Origin of the sequence: Pseudomonas sp. SWRI179 (genome assembly GCF_014268705.1) — a bacterium.
Taxonomy (GTDB): Bacteria; Pseudomonadota; Gammaproteobacteria; order Pseudomonadales; family Pseudomonadaceae; genus Aquipseudomonas; species Aquipseudomonas zanjanensis.
Window position 1 is genome coordinate 25,141 of record NZ_JABWRA010000003.1, and the last position, 18,168, is coordinate 43,308.

Genomic DNA, 18,168 nt, shown 5'->3' on the forward strand with positions numbered 1-18,168 from the left:
CCTTCATGGAAAAAGGCTTCTTTAATTAGATCGTTATACTATAACATCTAATTTTGAACCTTCGATGGGCCTCAGCCATGAATGCGTTAACGTTGCCCGACGTGGCTGCGCAGGTTTCACGTCAAACCCTGCCCCTTGATTGGGTGGGCATGTGTGGCATCGCAACACCAGTATTGATTGACGGTCAGCGTCTAAGTGCGACGGCCGACGCCGGCGTCAGCCTTGATGACGGTGAAGCTCGCGGTATCCACATGTCACGTTTATACCTGGCGCTAGGGTTGCTTGAGGAAAGGCCACTTTCACCATCGCTAATGCGCCAAATCCTGAAGCAATTCCTCGACAGTCATGAAGGTTTGTCCGTTGCGGCATCGCTCAGCGTGCACACCGATCTGCTGCTCAAGCGTCCGGCGTTAATCAGCCCGTTGATGGGCTGGAAAGGCTATCCGGTGAGCATTGAAGCTCACTTGAAAAACACAATGTTCCACGTGGAACTGAAAATCCAGATTCCCTATTCCTCGACTTGCCCATGCTCGGCAGCCCTTTCCCGGCAGTTGATTCAGCAGCAATTCGTCGACGACTTCGCCAACAAGACACTCGAGCACGCTGAAATCCTGGCTTGGTTGGGTTCATCGAAGGGCATCGTCGCCACCCCACATAGCCAGCGCAGTACCGCAACCCTGACCCTGCGCCTGGACGCCGATGTTGAGGAATTGCCCCTACAGTCGTTCATCGACGAAGCCGAAGCAGCCCTCGGCACCGCTGTGCAGACCGCCGTCAAACGCGCCGATGAACAAGCATTTGCCTTGGCCAACGGCCAAAACCTGATGTTCTGCGAAGACGCTGCGCGGCGACTGAGCACGGCCCTGGCCCGGTCCCCCGGGATCACTGCCCTGGAGGTACGCGTCGTTCATGCCGAAAGCCTCCATGCCCATGACGCCGTGGCTCAAAGCCGTTGGACCCGAGACCTATCATGATCAACTGCCAAGCACTGCGCTGGGGCATTTCCGGCCAACCGCTCACGCCGCCGCTCGCCATGGAGCGACCGGAAGGCAGCCTCACCGCCATCATCGGTGCCAACGGCTCAGGCAAAAGCAGTTTGCTGAAAGTGCTCGCAGGACTGCAAAAACCGCTCTCCGGCAAGGTCACTCTAAATGTTCCACGACGTGGCGGCGTCTCATTCATGCCACAGCAGCAACATCTGGATCGGCAATTTCCCATCAGCTTGCAAGAACTGGTGGCCGCCGGTTCCTGGGGCAATCGGCACACGCCTGCGATGCGAAGACAGTTGCTGCAAACCGTACTCAAGGATTGGGCACTGAGCGGCCTTGAACATCGTCCCTTGATGGCGTTGTCCGGGGGCGAGTTGCAACGCGCCCTGCTCGCTCGCCTGAGCCTGGCCGAAGCGCCTTTGCTGTTGCTCGACGAACCCCACGCCGCCCTCGACGAACAAGGCCAGGCGCTGCTGTGGAAACACATTCATCGATGGCATGCCGCGGGCAGAACGATCGTCGTGGTGTGTCATGATTTGGCAGCGGTACGCCAACATGTCCCCCATACGCTGCTGATCAAAAACACTGGCTGCGTGCTGGGTCGCAGTATCGACTTGATTGCCCAACAACCCCAAACGTGGGTGGCTTGATGCTCACGGCCACGCATTTCTGGCAACCCTTCCTAGAGTTTGTCTTTATGCGTCGGGCCTTGCTGGGCGGCCTGGTGTTGGCGTGCAGCACGGCGCCGTTGGGTGTGTTCTTGATTCTTCGGCGCATGAGCTTGATTGGTGACGCGGTGGCTCACGGCATTTTGCCTGGCGCTGCCTTGGGCTTCTGGTTTTCCGGACTAAGCCTGCCAGCGTTGACCATTGGCGGCCTGGGCGCGGGCTTGAGCATGGCCGGACTCGCCGCCTGGATTACCCGCCGCACCGGCCTGCGAGAGGACGCCAGCCTCGCGGCGATTTATCCCATTTCTTTGGCCGCGGGTGTGCTGATCCTTGGCATGGCGGGCAAACGCCTGGACTTGCTTCACCTGCTGTTCGGCTCGGCCTTGGCGGTAGACGGACCGACACTCAACGGCATGCTGTGGGTTTCCGGCGCCAGCCTGGTGGCGATGGCGTTGATCTATCGACCGTTGCTGCTCGATACCCTGGACCCGCTGTTCCTGCAAACCGTCAGTCGTCTCGGTCCGTTGGCCCATGGCGTGTTCCTGACCCTGGTGGTGCTGAACCTGGTGATCGGCTTCCAGGCCATCGGCGCACTGATGGTGGTCGGCTTGATGATGCTGCCGGCCGCCGCGTCGCGATTCTGGAGCCGTCGTCTTCCGCTGCTGATGCTCATCGCCGGGCTGCTCGGTTGCCTCTCGGTCTGGCTTGGCCTGTTGCTGTCTTTCTATTTCTCACTGCCCAGCGGGCCGTCCATCATTCTGGTGGCAGGCGTGTTGTATCTATTGTCGGTGGTGTTCGGTCCGGTGCACGGTTTGCTGCGCCGCCCGCCTTTGCTCACATCCCAATGAGGTGTCTCCCGATGCGCGTTCTGCTCGTGCTACTCAGTCTGATGCTGTCCATGTCCCTGTCCGCCGCCGAAAAACTTCAGGTCGTGACCAGTTTCAGCATCCTCGCCGACATGACCCGGCAGGTCGGCGGTGAGCATATTCAAATCACCAACATGGTCGGGCCGGACGCCGATGCACACACCTACGAACCCACGCCAGACGATGCCAAGGCATTGCTCAAGGCAAAACTGATCATCAAGAATGGCTTGGGCTTCGAACCGTGGCTGGACCGCCTGGTGACCAGCACCGAAACCAGCGCACCGGTGATCAGCGCCAGCCGCGGCGTTATCCCGCGGTCGTTGGATGAGGATGGCGAGACCATTCCCGATCCGCACGCGTGGCACAACCTGGCGAACGCCGAGCTGTACGTCAGCAACATCACCAAGGCACTGGAAGCGGCCGACCCGGCCAACAAAGCCGATTACGAACGCAACAGCCAGGCGTACCTGAAGAAGATCTACGCCCTGCTCGCCGAAGCCAAGGCCAAGCTCGGCGCATTGCCTGCCGGTAATCGCAAAATCGTGACGTCCCACGATGCATTCGGTTACCTGGGCCAGGCCTACGGCATCGAGTTCATGGCGCCCCAGGGTTTGTCCACCGAGCGTGAACCATCGGCGGCAGAAGTCGCGGCGCTGATTACCCAGATTCGTCAGGCGAAGGTCAAAGCGGTGTTCATGGAAAACATCAAGGACGCGCGCCTGCTCAAGCAGATCGCCGATGAGAGCGGCGCCCACATCGGCGGCACGCTGTACTCCGATGCACTCGCCGCCAGCGGACCGGCCAGTACGTTCACTGGCCTGTTCGAGTACAACCTCAATACATTGTATGAAGCCCTGAGTCGGCCTTGATCAGGTTGTGTAAGGGGGTATTAGGGCTGCTGCGCAGCCCAGCGGGAGCAAGCTCCCTCGCCACAGGGTTGCTGTCGCCTGAAATGGTCAGGCCCTTGGCTTGACCGTCCCGCAATCCTGCCCCAGCCACACCGCGCGCGTGTCGAGGCTGCCGTTCTGCTGGATGCCGGTGGCGTTAAAAGTACCGTTGACCTTGGTGGTGAATTCACGATCGCTCTGGAACGTAGCGACCCCATTCCCCTGGGCTTTCGGGCAACTGAAGCGAAACTTCCACTGATTGCCGGTGCGCTCGGTGATCTGCTGTTTGCAACCCGATTGCGGGTCTTGCAGCGGAATATCATTGGTCTGCACCTGCGCCGGGGTCAGGCACACGCGAATGCCTTTACCGCCCATGGTAATCCCCTGCTTTTCCAGCATCGCCCGTTGCTCCGGGGTCATCTGGGTTTGCAACTGGCCGAGGATCAGTTGCAGGTCCGGCAGGTTCTGGTTATCGACCTTCATGTTGCTGGTGGTCAATTCCCACAAACCCGGCTGGAGCATCTGCGCCTGAGCCGCCATCGGAACCGACAAACCCATCGCCAAGGCCACACCCAGCAGACGAACATTCATTGCACAAACTCCAGAGGACAAGTGGCCGTTAGACGCCACCGACAGGCTTCGGTTCAGGGCCAAGACCGGTGAATTAAATAGCGACATTCACCTTGGAACATGGTCTGTTAAGCATTGAAACTTCAGGAGCAAGGCTGCCCCATGGATTATTTCGGCCCGCATGTTTTCGGTTACCTGATCGCGCTGCTCCATACCCTGGGTTCCATCGCCGCCGTCCATGCTGTACTGACGGTGCGCACTGCCCAAGGCTCGATTGCCTGGGCCTTGTCGCTGACCTTCATTCCCTACCTGACGTTGATTCCATATCTGGTGTTCGGCCGCAGCACCTTCGATGGCTACATCAAGGCGCGCCGGCAAGCCAACGAGGAAATGCGCAAGGCGATCTCCGAGCTGAACTGGCGGCCGTGGGTCGAAGAAGCCCTGACCGCTCGCGCCTCCCAGGCCTACGCTTCATTACGGGCCATGCCGAAACTGGGGCGCGCACCGTGCCTGGCGAATAACCAGGTGCGGTTGCTCGTCAACGGCCATGCCACGTTCGAAGCGATTTTCCAGGCCATCGACCAGGCACGACAGGCCGTGCTGATTCAGTTTTTTATCATCCATGACGACCGCCTCGGTCAACGCCTGCAAACACTGCTCTTGAAAAAAGCCGCCGAGGGCGTGGTGGTGTATCTGCTCTACGACCGTATCGGCAGCCACTCCCTGCCCCACCGTTATGTGCAAGCCTTGCGCGACGGCGGCGTCCATGTAAAAGCGTTCGCCACCCGCAGTGGCTGGCTCAATCGGTTCCAGGTCAACTTTCGCAACCATCGCAAAATCGTGGTGGTGGACGGTGTGCAGGGGTTCGTCGGCGGGCACAACGTCGGTGACGAATACCTGGGCGAAAAACCACCCTTGGCGCCGTGGCGCGACACCCACGTCCAAGTGCGCGGGCCGGTGGTGGCAAGCATGCAGGAGTCGTTCGCCGAAGACTGGTTCTGGGCGGCCCGTTCGCTGCCTCCATTGATCCTGCCAGACAGCTACCCAGACGACGGTGTACTGTGCCAGTTGCTGGCCAGCGGCCCTGCCGATGACTATGAAACCTGCTCGTTGTTTTTTGTCGAGGCCATTCACGCCGCCAGCGAACGCGTGTGGATCACCACGCCATACTTCATCCCCGACGAAGCGGTGTTCGCCGCCTTGCGCCTGGCGGTACTGCGCGGCGTGGATGTGCGCATCCTGCTGCCCTCGCGGCCCGATCACAAGATCGTCTACGCAGCGTCCAGCCTGTATGCATTTGAAGCGGTTCGGGCCGGCGTGCGGGTGTTCCGTTATGCGCCGGGTTTCCTGCACCAGAAAGTGGTGCTGATCGACCGGGAAATCAGCGCCATCGGCAGTGCGAACCTGGACAACCGTTCGTTCCGCTTGAACTTCGAAGTCATGCTGCTCACCGTGGATATTCCGTTCGCCAGCGAGGTCGAGCAGATGCTTGAAGAGGACTTCGCCCAGGCCCAGGAAATCGACAAACAGGAAAGCCGGGAGACCCACCGCCTGCAGAAGATCGGCATGCGAATCGCCCGGCTTATTTCGCCGATTCTTTAAGGGACGTAAAGATCGTCCCGGGTCCAGGGTAACTCGTGACTGCCGTCGGTGTGTGCCTTCACCGCCAGGATCTGGTGCAGATTGATCCAGCCCTTGGCGAACGCGTAGGCGCAGCCGGCCAGGTACAGTCGCCAGATCCGTAACGCCTGCTCCGACACTTCCTTGGACGCCGCCTCAAGGTTGTCCTCCAGGCGTTCACTCCAGTGATCGAGGGTGCGTGCGTAGTGCATGCGCAGGCTTTCCACGTCGACAATCTCTAGCCCGGCTTCGCTGATCTGCGCGGAAATCATCGACAGATGCGGCAACTCACCGTTGGGGAATACGTACTTCTCGATGAACTCGCCAGCGCCGCGACCGACCGGACGCCCGTCGGTGTGCTTGGCGGTGATGCCATGGTTCATCACCAACCCGCCCTCTCGCACGGCGCCGAACAACGTCTTGCAGTACTGCTCGAGGTTGGCATGGCCGACATGCTCGAACATGCCGACGCTGACCACTTTGTCGAAGCGGCCGTCCTGGGGCAGGTCGCGGTAATCCAGCAGTTGCAATTCGACCTGACCCTCCAGGCCTTCGGCCTTGACCCGTTCCCGGGCCAGGGCCAACTGCGCCTTGCTCAGGGTGATACCGAAGACCTTGGCACCGAACTCCCGCGCGGCGTATCGCGCCAGACCACCCCAGCCGCACCCGACGTCCAGCAGGTAATCGCCTGGCTGCAATCGCAGCTTGCGGCAAAGATGACGGAATTTGGCCTGCTGGGCCTGCTCAAGGGTTTCGCTGCCCGTCTCGAAATAGGCACAGGAGTAGACCATGTCGCTGTCGAGCCACAGCTGATAGAACGCGTTGGAAAGATCGTAGTGGTAGGAGATCGCCTTGGCGTCGGTTTCCTTGTCGTGGACCGAACGTACCGGCTGGTTACCGGCATCATCCGCCACCAATGCCTGGCTCCATTCATCGCAGACCCGAATGACTTCGTGGATCGAACCTTCGAGTTCCAGCTTACCTTCGACAAACGCCGCCCCCAATGCGTCCAGGCTGGGGTGGGTGAATTGCGCGACCATTTGTGGGTCCTTGACCACAATCGTGACGCTGGGATCGGCACCCAATGAAAATTCATGGCCATCCCAGAGCCGCAGCCGAAGCGGGAGATGCAGATTCTGTAAGGCCGGTGGAAGTTGCGCGAGCATGGATAATCCCCCTTGTTTCAGACGTCTGAAATGAGGGTAGACCATGTTAGAAAAATAGCTGGCTATCGAATTTATAGCCTTTTTCTATCGCTGTCCCATAACACTCCCTGTGACGGGTAAGTCCCGCGGCGGTATGCCCTCTCCAACAGCAGACTGCGCGTGGAACGCACAGTTCGCCTGGAGCTATCCAACGGTGCCTTTCGCTTGGACCTTGAGCAATGGCTCATGGAAGCGCAGCAAGCGCCCGGCATTACCCAAGACTAGCAGCGTACTCAAATTGTGCAGCAACGCTGCGATCATTGCCCCCGCCGCGCCAAGCCAACCGAAAGCGGCAAACGCAACGATGGCCAACGTCCAACCCAAGCCAATGATCACGTTGACCTGCAACGTGCGACGGCACTGGCGACTCAACCGCACGCAGGTGCCGAGGCGCCGCAGGTCGCTGCCGATCAACACCATGTCCGCCGACGCCAGGGCGATGTCGGCACCGCCCGCGCCCATGGCCACACCTACCACCCCGGCCTTGAGCGCCAGGGAATCGTTGATGCCATCGCCTACCACCATGGGGCGGAACCCATGGTCGATTTCAGCCATGACCCGTTCAAGTTTGTCTTCCGGCAAGGCCTGGGCTTGCACCTCGCCGATGCCGATGTCCCGGGCCAGGGTCGCAGCCACGCTCTGACGGTCGCCGGTCAACAGCAGCTGGCGGCCCAGACCCAAGTCCCGCAGTTCAGCCATGGCCATCTGCGCCTCCGGCTTGACGCTATCGGCCAGCAGTAGCCAGGCAAGAAATTGCCCGTCCAAGGCCAGCCCGGCAATCGGACCGTCGTGCTCAGGGATCGCCGATGTTTGAATGCCCAGCTGTGCAAACAATTCCGGCCGACCGAGGGCCGCTTCCCCCTGTGCGGTCATGGCGACCACACCCAACCCTTGGCGCTCACGGATATCCCACAGCGGCAGGCCATTTTCCTGTTCCACCAACCCCGCCAATGCACGACTGACCGGATGACTGCTGGCCGAACCCAGGCTGGCGGCCAATGGCAGCAACAATGATGCGTGGGCATCCTGGGCACGTTCGATGGATTGCAGACGCAGCACGCCGTAGGTCAAGGTGCCGGTCTTATCGACCACCAACGAGGTCAGGTCCGCCAGCTCTTCCAGGAAGGCCGAGCTGCGGATCAGGATCCCGTGGCGCGCCGCCACCGCAATGCCGGCAATGGCCGTGGCTGGCGCCGACAGCACCAACGCGCAAGGACACGCCGCCACCAATACCGCCAACATCGCCTGGGCATCGTTGGTCACGAACCAAGTCACCGCCGCCAACAACAACACCAATACCAAATAGCTGCCGGCGTAGCGCTCCAACAAACGGGTAATGGGTGGCTTGGAACGTTCGGCGTTTTGCATCAGGGCAATGACTTTGCCCAGGGTGGATTCTTCGCCGGTGCGGGTCACTTCCAGGCGCAGCAGGCCATCCAGATTGATCGCCCCGCCATAGACCTCGGTGCCAACGACCGCCTCCAGCGGCACCGATTCACCGGTGATGGGCGCGGTGTCGAGGCTGGCCTGGCCAGACAACACCCGCCCATCGGCCGGCACTCGGTCGCCGGCGCGCACCTCGACGACATCGCCAGGCTGGAGAGTCGCGTTGTCGACATCAATGATCGAGCCATCGGCCTGCACTTTGCGACCTTGGCTGCGGGTCAATTGGCCAAGGGCATGGATCGCTTCCTGGGAACCAATGACACTGCGCTCTTCCAGCACATGGCCGAAGATCATGATGATCGGCAGTAACGCCGCCGTCAGCAGGTCGCCAGTGGCCCAGGCGCCGAGCATCGCCAGGGCGATCAGTTGGTCAGTGATCCCGTGCAGGCTTGGGTAACGCAAGCTGTACCAGGCCGAACGCATCACTGGCACGGCCACCAACAGCGAGGCGACCCCCAACAGCAGTTGGCTGACACCGCTCTGCTCCGGCGACCAGCCGCGCCATGCCAGGCCCAATGCGAGCAAGCCGAGGGCGACCATTGCCAAGGTCAATTGCCGAGCTGCGGTGCGTTGTTCCGCCGAGGACAACATCGGTGCTGCGGGGGTTTGGGCGCTCATTGGCCGGCTCCCTGGATGATCAGACGGGAATCGTCTTTTGGGTCGACCGTGGTCACTGAACCGGCCTGTCGAAGGATGGCAGGCATGCGTTCGCGATACAGGCGCAACAGCATCTGCGGATCGCTGCCTTGGGTCTTCGCCAGGCCGAGCACCGTGGCCGTGTCGGCCGAAGCCCTGGCGAGCCGTTCGCTGGCCTGGGCATGGGCGACTTGCACGGCACGGTCTGCGTCTTGGTGAGCGGCCTGGGTGAGTTTTTCCGCTTCGGTGCGGGCGTTGGCCACGGCTTTGTCGGCCTGCTGGCTGGCGGTCAGCACCGCGTTGAACGCACTCACCGCCGGCCCCGGCAGACTCGATTGCACATCGACCCGCACCACTTCGATGCCCAGCCCCGGCCCTGTCGCCGCCAGGTCAGCCAGGCGTCGGTTAAGCCCCTGCACCAGATCACCCCGCAAGCGCTCGCGCCGTTCGGCGGCCTGGTTATCGCTGCCCATCAGTTCGGGGCGAGCCACCAGAATAGTGTCGAGGTCCCGGGCCGCCGTCAGCGCCACGGCACTGCGAGTCGTCAGCCGATCCAGTGCCGGCAGGACATGTTCGCCTTGCAAGACGAAAGCGTAAGGGTCGGTGACTTTGTAAAACACGCGCACATCCAGTTGCACCACGCCGGCATCACCGGTCAATAAATAACCAGAACCGGCCAACGCATCGCTGACCGGCGTGGCGAAACTGGCGACACGATCGGCTTGCAGGGCCGCATCCGAGCGCAGCAGGTTTTCCACCCGCCGCTCAAGCACCCGATCCGCGGCTGGGAGCAGGATCACTTGCTCCACGGGACGCGGCCACGCCAGTAAGAGACCGGCATTCTGGACGCGATCCAAGGCGCCAAAATGCAGGACCACCGCGCGATTCTGCGGATCGATTTGCCGCACATTGGAAAAAACCCAAGCCAACGCCGCCAACACCGTCACGGCGTAAAGCGCCAGGAACGCCAGGCGCCCGGCCTGGATCCACGGACTGGATAACTCGTTTGTTCCACGTGGAACCACACTCATGGTTGTGTTCCACCCTTGCCTTCCACGGAAGCAGGGCCGTCCACCAGCACACGGAATGGCGCGGCATCGGTGCGCAAAATGAGCTTGGTGCCAGGGCCGACGATGGTGCCCAAGGTGTCCAGCGAACGGAGCAAGTTATAGAGCTGCGGGGAGCCAGCGTATGCCCGACCATAAATCTCGGCCGCTTCTACCCGGGACTGCGCTTCGATATCGGCAGCTTTCACCGTTGCATCAGCTTGCACCACCCGGGCATCACGTTCCGCGGCGGAGCGAATCTGCGCCGCTTCCCGCTTGCCGATGGCGGTGCGCTCGGTGGCGATCGTCTCGCGCTCGGCTCGCATGCGATCCACCGTTGCGGTCAGTGTCACAGAGGGCAAGGTCAAGCGCTCGATGCCGACTTGCAACACACGCACGCCGTAAGTAGTGAGCAATTGTTGATCGATCTGCTGACGCAGCTGGGCTTCGAAATCGGCGATGCGCACCTGGCTGGCATCGGTGTTGACCAGGTTCGCCAAGTCGAAACTGGCGGCCGTGGTTTCCAGCGCCGAGCCGACGAACGTGCGGATCTGTCGCGCCGCTTCGTCCGGTTGGTTCTGCACTGCGCGCATGAAACGCTGCACGTTGTCCGGATCACCCTGCACCTGCCAAGCCACATACGCCTGGACGATAATCCGCAGTCCGTCGCGGGTACCGACGTCCTGCAGGCCGCTGGATGTGGTACGCAATCGCAGGTCCACCGGGATCGCCGCCTCGAACGGCATCGGCCAGCGCCACCCCAGGCCGGGTTGCAGCAACACCCGGGCCGGATTACCGAAACGGGTGATGACCGTGGCCTCCCCCGAACGCACCTGCACCAGGCTCGCGGCCGCGACGGCAAATGCCACCAGCAGCGCCGCCCAGCCCATCCGTCGCCAAGGAAACGGACCGGCTTGCTGCGGATCGCCGTGAGGGTGGTGATGATGGCCGTGGTGATGACCGCCATGGCCGTGATCGTGACCGGCGTGGTCGTGGTGACCGTGTGAAGAGGACTGGCTCAATGGGCAGCTCCTGGTGAGGCAGGGTTACGCGGCGACGCGGGGTCGGCCGGCAGCGTGAAGGTACGCAAGTCGATGGTCGGCGCGTTGCTGTTGCCGCCCAGGCGATGATCGAGAATCAGCAACTGGGCATCGCCGAGGCCCTGGCTCAGTTGGCTCAAATAGTGTTCCAGCATAAAAGCGTGCCCCGCCGTGGCGTAGGCTTTGCGGTCGGCGCTGAAACGCAAATCGGCCGCCCGGGCGGTCGCGTTTATTTCCTGGGCCGTGGCAGTGGCCTGGTCATGGGCGATGCTGGCCTGCAACTGCGCTTGGTTGGTCTGTTCCGCCGCCGCACCACGCTCCCGGGCGATCAATGCTTGGGCGCCGATCTGCGCTGCCTGCACGCCGTGGTAGGCATTGGCTGCACCGGCCGGCGGATGAATCGCCTCCACCACCGTCGCCAGGATTTCCACACCGCTGTCGAGCGACTGCAAATCCGCCTGCACGGCGCGACCAATTTCGTCGGCCAGACTGACACGGTCCGCACCCAGCAAACCATCCAACGTGCGCGAAGCAAATTCATGCACCAGGATGCGGCTAGCGGTGCTGCGGATCAGCGTTGGCACATCGGCGCTGTTGTAGGTCGCCGCCAATGCCGCGGCGTCAGTCAGGCCGATGCGATAGACAAACCGCACGTCCATGTTGACGATCTGGAAGCTCTGTTGGTCGGCACGACGGCTGGCAATGACCTGGGATTTGTCGTTCACATGGCTGGCGTCCCACAACCGATTGGCAATGGCCGGCGCCGGGCCTTCCGCCGGCGCAGCCTCGATCACCGCCCGGTTATCCGCGACGCTGGTCGCCAGCTCATGCACAACACCGTTCTCGACGTTGAGCACCCTGCCCCACGGCCAAGGCAACGCGACGTGCAAACCGGGGCCGAATACTTCTACCGGTTTACCGAAACGCTCATAGATGCCCCGCCCTTGCAGCGGCACCTCATGTACGCCCGTCAACAACCAGCCCACCAGCGCCACCAGCGCCAACACCGGCAAAAAAGCCCGGCGCATGTAGCTGAAGGCCCAGATCTGGCGCAGATCGATGCCAAAACGGTTGTGCAGCTCATGCTGCAAGGCCAGCAACGGTTGCGGCGGCCAGCGCAGCAGATCGGCGATGACGCTGCGCCCCAGCAGCGTCGGTTCCAGGCTGTCACGGCGCGGAATAAACAACGACAGCACCGCGCGCAGCAACAACTCTGCCGCCACCAACCCTGGCAACAGCCCCATCAGTACCGCCAGGCGCAGCGGCCAGAGAGACGTTTCGGTGGCGAACAACAAGCACAAGGCACCGAGCACCAGCCCGATGATCGCCACTCGGGTCAGTTGCGCCAGCGCCGGCGCTTCCGGCCATTGCGCCGTGGATTGCTGAGCCAATTGCCGCTCGAATACCAATAACCCGAACGCCAACAACAACGACAGCACCGCCCCCACACTGGCCGAGACCCCGAGGGTGGCAGCGGGCAGTTGCAAGTCCCAGGCTTGCTCCAGGCTCAGTAATACCAGCACCGCCCAACCGGCCAGCCACAGTGCAGGCGCACCGATTTGCTTGAGCAGGCCGACCGAGCGTGCGCCGATGCGGTCCAGCAACCGCTCATACCAACCCAGGTTATCAACAGGCACGTTTTCAATCGGCAGGTTATCCACAGCCGGCAACAGCGCTTTGCTGCGCCATAACGTCACCCACCAGGCCGATTGCAAGCCTGCCACCAGCACCAGTAGCCCCGCGCCTTGGCTGACCAACAAGGCTGGCCACAGTGATTGCGGCGAAAACACCCCGATGAAAAACGCCAGTACCAGGCCCACGCCCGCCACGCTTCCCAAGGCGAAGGCGATCCGTTTCAGGCGGCGCCCTTGGAACGACGCTCGCTGAAAACGCGGCCATTCGGCGACTTGTGCCCCCTCGATAGCTAGATCGACTTGCATACCACCCCAGCACTTGTGGCGATCAAAATCCGGGCCCGTGGGCAGACGCCACCGACACTCTGTTATAGGTCGTTACCTTATAACGATTGCTGTGAAATTTCCGTTTTGAATTCTTCATGGCAAGGCCCCGCTGGCCGCTTGACTTAAGCCTTGACCGAAATCTCCGGAAACGCTCATATTACGAGCATAATTTTTCTCAGGCCAAGCGGGAGAACAGCGATGAGCAACTACGACGTGGTCATTCTGGGCGGCGGCCCTGGCGGGTATAACGCTGCGATTCGGGCCGGGCAGTTGGGACTGAAGGCCGCCTGCGTCGAAGGCCGAGCCACCCTGGGCGGCACCTGCCTGAACGTTGGTTGCATGCCCTCCAAGGCGCTGCTGCATGCCTCGGAACTGTACGAAGCGGCCACAGGCGCGGAGTTCGCCAACCTGGGCATTGAAGTCAGCCCCACCCTCAACCTTGCGCAAATGATGAAGCAGAAAGACGACAGCGTGGCGGGCCTGACCAAAGGCATCGAGTTTCTGTTTCGCAAGAACAAAGTCGACTGGATCAAAGGTTGGGGCCACATCGACGGGCCGGGCAAGGTGACCGTCACCGCTGACGATGGGACCAAGACCGAACTGAGCGCCAAGGACATCGTCATCGCCACCGGCTCGGAGCCCATGCCGCTGCCAGGCGTGACCATCGATAACCAACGCATCCTCGATTCCACCGGCGCCTTGTCCCTGGGTGAGGTGCCCCGGCATCTGGTGGTGATCGGTGCTGGTGTGATCGGCCTGGAACTGGGCTCGGTCTGGCGGCGCCTGGGCGCCCAGGTCACCGTGGTGGAATACCTGGATCGCATCTGCCCGGGCGTGGACGCCGAAGCTGGCAAGACCTTGCAACGGGCCTTGGCTAAACAAGGCATCCAATTCAAATTGAGTGCGAAGGTCACTGGCGCCGCTACTTCGGCCAGCGGCGTGCAATTGCAGGTCGAACCGGCTGCGGGCGGAGAAGCACAGACCCTGGACGCCGATTATGTGCTGGTCGCCATCGGTCGTCGCCCCTACACGCAAGGGCTGGGACTGGAGAACGTCGGGTTGAGCACCGACAAACGCGGCATGCTCGCCAACCAGCGTCACCGCACCGAAGCGCCCGGCGTCTGGGTGATTGGCGACGTGACGGCCGGACCGATGCTGGCCCACAAGGCCGAAGACGAAGCCATGGCCTGCATCGAACAGATCGCCGGCAAGGCCGCCGAGGTCAACTATGGGCTGATCCCCAGCGTCATCTACACCCGTCCGGAACTGGCCAGCGTCGGCAAGACCGAGGAACAACTCAAGGCTGAAGGCCGGGCCTACAAGGTCGGCAAGTTTCCGTTCACCGCCAACAGCCGAGCCAAGATCAACCACGAGACCGAAGGGTTCGCCAAGGTCCTGGCCGATGAACGCACCGATGAAATCCTTGGCGTGCACCTGGTGGGCCCGAGCGTCAGCGAGATGATCGGTGAGTACTGCGTGGCCATGGAATTCAGCGCCTCGGCCGAGGACATCGCCCTGACCTGCCACCCCCACCCTACCCGCTCGGAGGCGTTGCGCCAGGCGGCCATGAATGTGGAGGGGATGGCGACGCAGATGTAGGAACAACGCAAAGCTGGAGCGAACAATCTTTTGTGGCGAGGGAGCTTGCTCCCGCTGGACCGCGAAGCGGTCCCCATCGTTTCCCAGGTCAGGCAGCGGACTCGCAAAATGACGGCCGCTGCGCAGCCGAGCGGGAGCAAGCTCCCTCGCCACAACTTGTGTTCGGCTGGCCGTTAGTTTAGCTGGCCGACATCCGCGCCTTGCGCCGGCGCCGGCTGATCAGCCCCAACCCCATTGCCACCACCAGCACGGCCCCACCCACTTGCAGCCAAACCTTGTAAGGCCGCAGCGTCGAGCGGATCGGGTCCAAGGCCTGGGTCACGTAGCGTTTGTTCGCCGAGCTGAAATCCGGTTCCTGGCATTGATGGCCGAAATCTCCGGCCCAAACCACATACGGACCGTCCTTCACATAACGCTGGTACAACGCGCTTTGCTCTTCAAGGCTGGAGTTGTATCCCACGGCTTTGCACAGCACTGCCGCAAACGCCTGGCTGGTATGGGGCAGATAATCCGCCGCTTGGCTCGCCAGCGCCGTAGCGACAAACCGATAGTGGTAACGCACGTCCGGCTGCGCGGCGCTGGCCTGTTGGCGCTGCACTTCCCCTTTGGCCACCAGCGGCCCGACCTCCAGCTCGACCGGTTCCAGGCTGTAGTTGCCGCCCAGGCTGGCGTAATCCGGCGCCATTTCGTAACCCAGCAGCTCCATGCCCCATTCTCGCGCCATCCGGGATGCGTAGTAGTAGGCCTCGGCCCGCCGGGTTGGCCACCATTTGGACTCTGCATCCTGGCGCAACTGCCCATAGGCGCGGGCCTTGTTCTGCAGTTCTGGGTTATCGAAATAAGCCGGCGCCTCATCAAAGCGCCCTTCCCTCAGCAAACGCCGACCCAGCAGATTGCGCAGGCTCGCGGCCACGGGCAGCGGCACGTAGTTGTCTCGATCCGCCTGGCTCAACGCCGGTGGCGCCGGGACTTGGGCGTCGACGTACTGCTTGAGCTCATCCACCGTGAGCACCCGCTCGGCGACGGCGGCGGCGTCGTACCAATAGTTGCCCTGGCCGCGATAGAGCTGATCGAAGGCTTGCAGATAATCACCGCGCTGCAAGGCCAGGATTGCGCTTTCACCCTCGACCCGGCACTTGGGCTGCACCGACTCGTAGTTCCAATCCGGTGTGCGACGGTTGCCCCAGGACTCATCGTTCGGAAAGGCCTGGGCAGCCTTGGCATAAGCTGCCGCCGCGGCCGCCTTGTCGCCATCGCGCAAGGCCAGCTTGGCGCGCAGCCACCAGGCGAGGCCTGTGTCGGCAGCCTTTTGCACAAAAGCCTGGGCGCTGGCGTAATCGCCGTGCTGGTAACTCACCGCCGCCAAACGGTCGGCATCGTCCAGGTTGTCCCGAGCGTTGGCCTGTAACAGCTTGACCAGCCTTTTCTCACCCGACGGTTCTTCACCGTCCCACCAGCCGACGCGGCTGAGCAGATAGGCGGTGACCAGTCGTTGCACCGACTTGGTCTTGAGCAATTCACTCAAGCGTTCATCTGGCTGAACGCTCAAGCCTTGTGCCAATTGCAGCAACGAGCTGTAGCCGACCGGTGAGCCTTGCAGGTTCTGGATCGCGTACAGGCCGATGGCGCTGTCCCAGTCGTCTGCGGTGTAGGCCACCCGGGCTTCTTCACCGAGGCTGGCAATACCCAGTTCCAACGGATCGCTGAAGCCAGCAATGCTCATTTCCCGGGCCTGGCGAAACGCTGCGCGCGCCTGGTCCTGCAAGGCCACGGGGTCGCCACTGCCCGCCTCGGTGCTCACGGCGAACAAGGCCCGTCCCAGGGAATACGCAGCCCAGGTGCTGCGCAACCGACGTTGATCAGCCGGCAATGCCAGCAATTGCTGGAAGGCCTCCACGGCGCGCTGATGTTCACCGACATTAAAAGCCGCCGCGCCGAGCGCATATAGGCGCAATTCATCCGGTAGCTTGGCCGCTTCAGCCGCCACCTGGTCGATGTCAGTCAACGCGCGCAAGCGCTCCACCACCGCTTGTTGCGGCGGTGTCAGGCCAATCTGTTCGGCCTTGGTGCGTTGCTCCACGTAGGAAGGCAGGTCGTCATAGCTGTAGTCCGGGTTGCGCGTCGCCTCGGTGGCCGGCTTGAGTCCGGCAATCGCCTGGCCGAGACGGCTGACCTCGAAGCGAAAGCTGCCCTCGGGCAATTCCGCCAGCGTCTGGGCGCGGTTATCCAGCAGGCGCATCGGGAAATCCGGCCCGCAGGCCAGCACCGGGCCCAACGGCAGGCACAGGCTCAGGCACAGCAGGTGACGAGGCCACTCACGGGTAAACATTGAAACCTCCTTGGTCGATTTTCGTACAGCGCGCCCAGCCGATTGCCCGTTGGCTACCCGCCGCCAAGCGGCCTTCCTGAATGCGGGTGAAGGTAAGCAGTCCGGGGGTTTGTTGCAACGTATAACCAGCCAGGGCATCGACACCGTCACAGGCGCCGACCGTCAGCGTCAGGCGCTGGGGCCAGGGACTGTCGAGATTGCCCTGGTTGACCAGGCGGATATCGTACAAGCCGTCCTGCTGCTGCCACTGCAACGCCAGGCGACTGTCCAGATGATCGCCCCGAGCGACAGCACCGAGCGTGGTCAGGCTCCATGCCCGCCGGTCACCGGCCAAGGGCAGGCGAAACCAGATCAGCCCGGCAAGATGTTGCGGCGGAGCGGCCCGCAAATCTGCCGCAAGCCCGGCCACTTGCTGCGGATCGGCCAGCAATTCCTGACGCTCGCCGCCGCGGTCGATCGGCACTTCACTTTCCACCACCGGCATGCCGCTCTCCTGGGTCAGCAGCGCCACGCCGTAGGCCGGCAGGGCCAGGTAAAACGGCCGCGAGGTGAGTTCACCCCAGCGTTGCGCCCAGCGCCGGGCCTGTTTCGGATCGAACAGGCCTTGCCGTGGATCACTCACCGCGTGGACCTGCAGCACGCTGCTGTCCACCGTTTCCAGCAACCCCGGCAATGCGGGGCTGTCGAGCCAGGCCGGTAGCGCCGTGATGCTGAGCCGCAGATTGGCCGGCAGGCTGTGCCGCAGTTGGCCGAGGAATTGTCCATAGGCCGGCAACCGCGCATTGCCAGCATCGTGGTCGATCTCCACGCCCACTGGGGTCAGGCCTTGGGCTTGCCAATCGCCCAGCACTTGCTGGATTTGCCCGATGATTTCGTCCTGGTCCAGGGCCTTGAGCTGGCCGTCCAGGCGAATCACGGCGATCAGCGGACGGCCGTCCGCCTTGAGCAAGGCCGGATCGATCCGCGCACGACGCCAGCCCGCCCCGGGAAACGCCTGCAACGCCAGCACCCGCAGCGTGGAAAAGTCACCCTGGCTTTGGCGCAGCGCCAGCCCGTGGGCCGGCGTCCATTGGCGTTGCCAGATATAGAGTTGTTGATCGAGGGCCGGCGCCGGAGATTGTTCGCAGCCCCCTAGAAGCAACGTGGCGAGGGCCAGGGCGAGCCGGGAAAGAAACGTCATGAAGCCTTACCATCCATAAAAGTCTGGCAGATTACGCCCCCCGGATCCTGGCGAATATCTGTGGCGAGGGAGCTTGCTCCCGCTTGGGTGCGCAGCGCCCACCGAATGGGGGTCGCTTCGCAACCC

14 protein-coding genes are annotated in these 18,168 nt (G+C 62.4%); 6 read left to right on the forward strand and 8 right to left on the reverse strand.

Annotated elements, in window-relative coordinates; translation table 11 throughout:
- Positions 1-77 precede the first annotated feature (77 nt).
- The 4 genes from folE2 to HU767_RS02485 are packed head-to-tail and all read left to right on the forward strand — an operon-like array spanning position 78 to position 3,392.
- On the forward strand, positions 78-974 hold the full coding sequence (gene folE2, locus HU767_RS02470; protein WP_186706504.1) for a GTP cyclohydrolase FolE2: 897 nt from the start codon (positions 78-80) through the stop codon (positions 972-974).
- On the forward strand, positions 971-1,639 hold the full coding sequence (locus tag HU767_RS02475; protein WP_186706503.1) for an ATP-binding cassette domain-containing protein: 669 nt from the start codon (positions 971-973) through the stop codon (positions 1,637-1,639). Before folE2 ends, HU767_RS02475 begins: the two co-directional genes overlap by 4 nt.
- Complete coding sequence (locus HU767_RS02480) at positions 1,639-2,505, forward strand: metal ABC transporter permease (protein ID WP_186728412.1); 867 nt, start codon at positions 1,639-1,641, stop codon at positions 2,503-2,505. The genes HU767_RS02475 and HU767_RS02480 overlap by 1 nt, the downstream gene beginning before the upstream one ends.
- A gap of 11 nt (positions 2,506-2,516) precedes the next feature.
- Positions 2,517-3,392: a metal ABC transporter substrate-binding protein gene (locus HU767_RS02485; protein WP_186706501.1), complete on the forward strand. Its 876-nt coding sequence runs from the start codon at positions 2,517-2,519 to the stop codon at positions 3,390-3,392.
- Between the two features lie 87 nt (positions 3,393-3,479).
- On the opposite strand, the gene HU767_RS02490 is transcribed toward HU767_RS02485, so the two are convergent.
- Positions 3,480-4,001 carry a DUF3617 domain-containing protein gene (locus tag HU767_RS02490; RefSeq protein WP_060739953.1) on the reverse strand — a complete coding sequence of 174 codons (522 nt, stop codon included), beginning with the start codon at positions 3,999-4,001 and terminating at the stop codon, positions 3,480-3,482.
- Between the two features lie 141 nt (positions 4,002-4,142).
- On the opposite strand from HU767_RS02490, the gene cls reads away from it, so the two are divergent.
- On the forward strand, positions 4,143-5,582 hold the full coding sequence (cls, locus tag HU767_RS02495; RefSeq protein WP_186706500.1) for a cardiolipin synthase: 1,440 nt from the start codon (positions 4,143-4,145) through the stop codon (positions 5,580-5,582).
- Here the strand turns inward: cls and cfaB are convergent.
- The 5 genes from cfaB to HU767_RS02520 all read right to left on the reverse strand — a co-directional run bounded on the left by cfaB (position 5,579) and on the right by HU767_RS02520 (position 12,913).
- Positions 5,579-6,766, reverse strand: a complete 1,188-nt coding sequence (gene cfaB, locus HU767_RS02500; RefSeq protein ID WP_186728413.1) for a C17 cyclopropane fatty acid synthase CfaB — start codon at positions 6,764-6,766, stop codon at positions 5,579-5,581. The genes cls and cfaB overlap by 4 nt on opposite strands.
- Before the next feature lie 183 nt (positions 6,767-6,949).
- Positions 6,950-8,869 (reverse strand): heavy metal translocating P-type ATPase, encoded by a 1,920-nt coding sequence (locus tag HU767_RS02505; protein WP_186728414.1) that lies wholly within the window; start codon positions 8,867-8,869, stop codon positions 6,950-6,952.
- Entirely contained in the window at positions 8,866-9,918 is a 1,053-nt protein-coding gene (locus tag HU767_RS02510; protein ID WP_186728415.1) for a protease modulator HflK, read from the reverse strand. Before HU767_RS02510 ends, HU767_RS02505 begins: the two co-directional genes overlap by 4 nt.
- Entirely contained in the window at positions 9,915-10,955 is a 1,041-nt protein-coding gene (locus HU767_RS02515; RefSeq protein WP_186706496.1) for a protease modulator HflC, read from the reverse strand. Before HU767_RS02515 ends, HU767_RS02510 begins: the two co-directional genes overlap by 4 nt.
- Positions 10,952-12,913, reverse strand: a complete 1,962-nt coding sequence (locus HU767_RS02520; protein WP_186728416.1) for a protease modulator HflK — start codon at positions 12,911-12,913, stop codon at positions 10,952-10,954. Before HU767_RS02520 ends, HU767_RS02515 begins: the two co-directional genes overlap by 4 nt.
- A gap of 219 nt (positions 12,914-13,132) precedes the next feature.
- Here HU767_RS02520 and lpdA point away from each other — a divergent pair, with 219 nt between their 5' ends.
- On the forward strand, positions 13,133-14,533 hold the full coding sequence (gene lpdA / locus HU767_RS02525) for a dihydrolipoyl dehydrogenase (protein ID WP_186728417.1): 1,401 nt from the start codon (positions 13,133-13,135) through the stop codon (positions 14,531-14,533).
- Between the two features lie 178 nt (positions 14,534-14,711).
- On the opposite strand, the gene HU767_RS02530 is transcribed toward lpdA, so the two are convergent.
- The gene (locus HU767_RS02530) at positions 14,712-16,862 is read right to left on the reverse strand and encodes a hypothetical protein (protein ID WP_186728418.1); all 2,151 of its coding nucleotides are present in this window, start codon (positions 16,860-16,862) and stop codon (positions 14,712-14,714) included.
- Positions 16,849-18,042, reverse strand: a complete 1,194-nt coding sequence (locus HU767_RS02535) for a DUF3142 domain-containing protein (RefSeq protein WP_186728419.1) — start codon at positions 18,040-18,042, stop codon at positions 16,849-16,851. The genes HU767_RS02530 and HU767_RS02535 overlap by 14 nt, the downstream gene beginning before the upstream one ends.
- Positions 18,043-18,168 lie beyond the last annotated feature (126 nt).

Excerpts from the sequence above, each read along its gene's own strand:
- HU767_RS02530 (WP_186728418.1), bottom strand. The coding sequence starts at position 16,862 with ATGTTTACCCGTGAGTGGCCTCGTCACCTGCTGTGCCTGAGCCTGTGC.
- HU767_RS02485 (WP_186706501.1), top strand. The coding sequence starts at position 2,517 with ATGCGCGTTCTGCTCGTGCTACTCAGTCTGATGCTGTCCATGTCCCTG.
- cfaB (WP_186728413.1), bottom strand. The coding sequence starts at position 6,766 with ATGCTCGCGCAACTTCCACCGGCCTTACAGAATCTGCATCTCCCGCTT.
- folE2 (WP_186706504.1), top strand. The coding sequence starts at position 78 with ATGAATGCGTTAACGTTGCCCGACGTGGCTGCGCAGGTTTCACGTCAA.
- HU767_RS02505 (WP_186728414.1), bottom strand. The coding sequence starts at position 8,869 with ATGAGCGCCCAAACCCCCGCAGCACCGATGTTGTCCTCGGCGGAACAA.
- HU767_RS02490 (WP_060739953.1), bottom strand. The coding sequence starts at position 4,001 with ATGAATGTTCGTCTGCTGGGTGTGGCCTTGGCGATGGGTTTGTCGGTT.
- HU767_RS02480 (WP_186728412.1), top strand. The coding sequence starts at position 1,639 with ATGCTCACGGCCACGCATTTCTGGCAACCCTTCCTAGAGTTTGTCTTT.
- HU767_RS02510 (WP_186728415.1), bottom strand. The coding sequence starts at position 9,918 with ATGAGTGTGGTTCCACGTGGAACAAACGAGTTATCCAGTCCGTGGATC.
- cls (WP_186706500.1), top strand. The coding sequence starts at position 4,143 with ATGGATTATTTCGGCCCGCATGTTTTCGGTTACCTGATCGCGCTGCTC.
- lpdA (WP_186728417.1), top strand. The coding sequence starts at position 13,133 with ATGAGCAACTACGACGTGGTCATTCTGGGCGGCGGCCCTGGCGGGTAT.
- HU767_RS02520 (WP_186728416.1), bottom strand. The coding sequence starts at position 12,913 with ATGCAAGTCGATCTAGCTATCGAGGGGGCACAAGTCGCCGAATGGCCG.
- HU767_RS02535 (WP_186728419.1), bottom strand. The coding sequence starts at position 18,042 with ATGACGTTTCTTTCCCGGCTCGCCCTGGCCCTCGCCACGTTGCTTCTA.
- HU767_RS02475 (WP_186706503.1), top strand. The coding sequence starts at position 971 with ATGATCAACTGCCAAGCACTGCGCTGGGGCATTTCCGGCCAACCGCTC.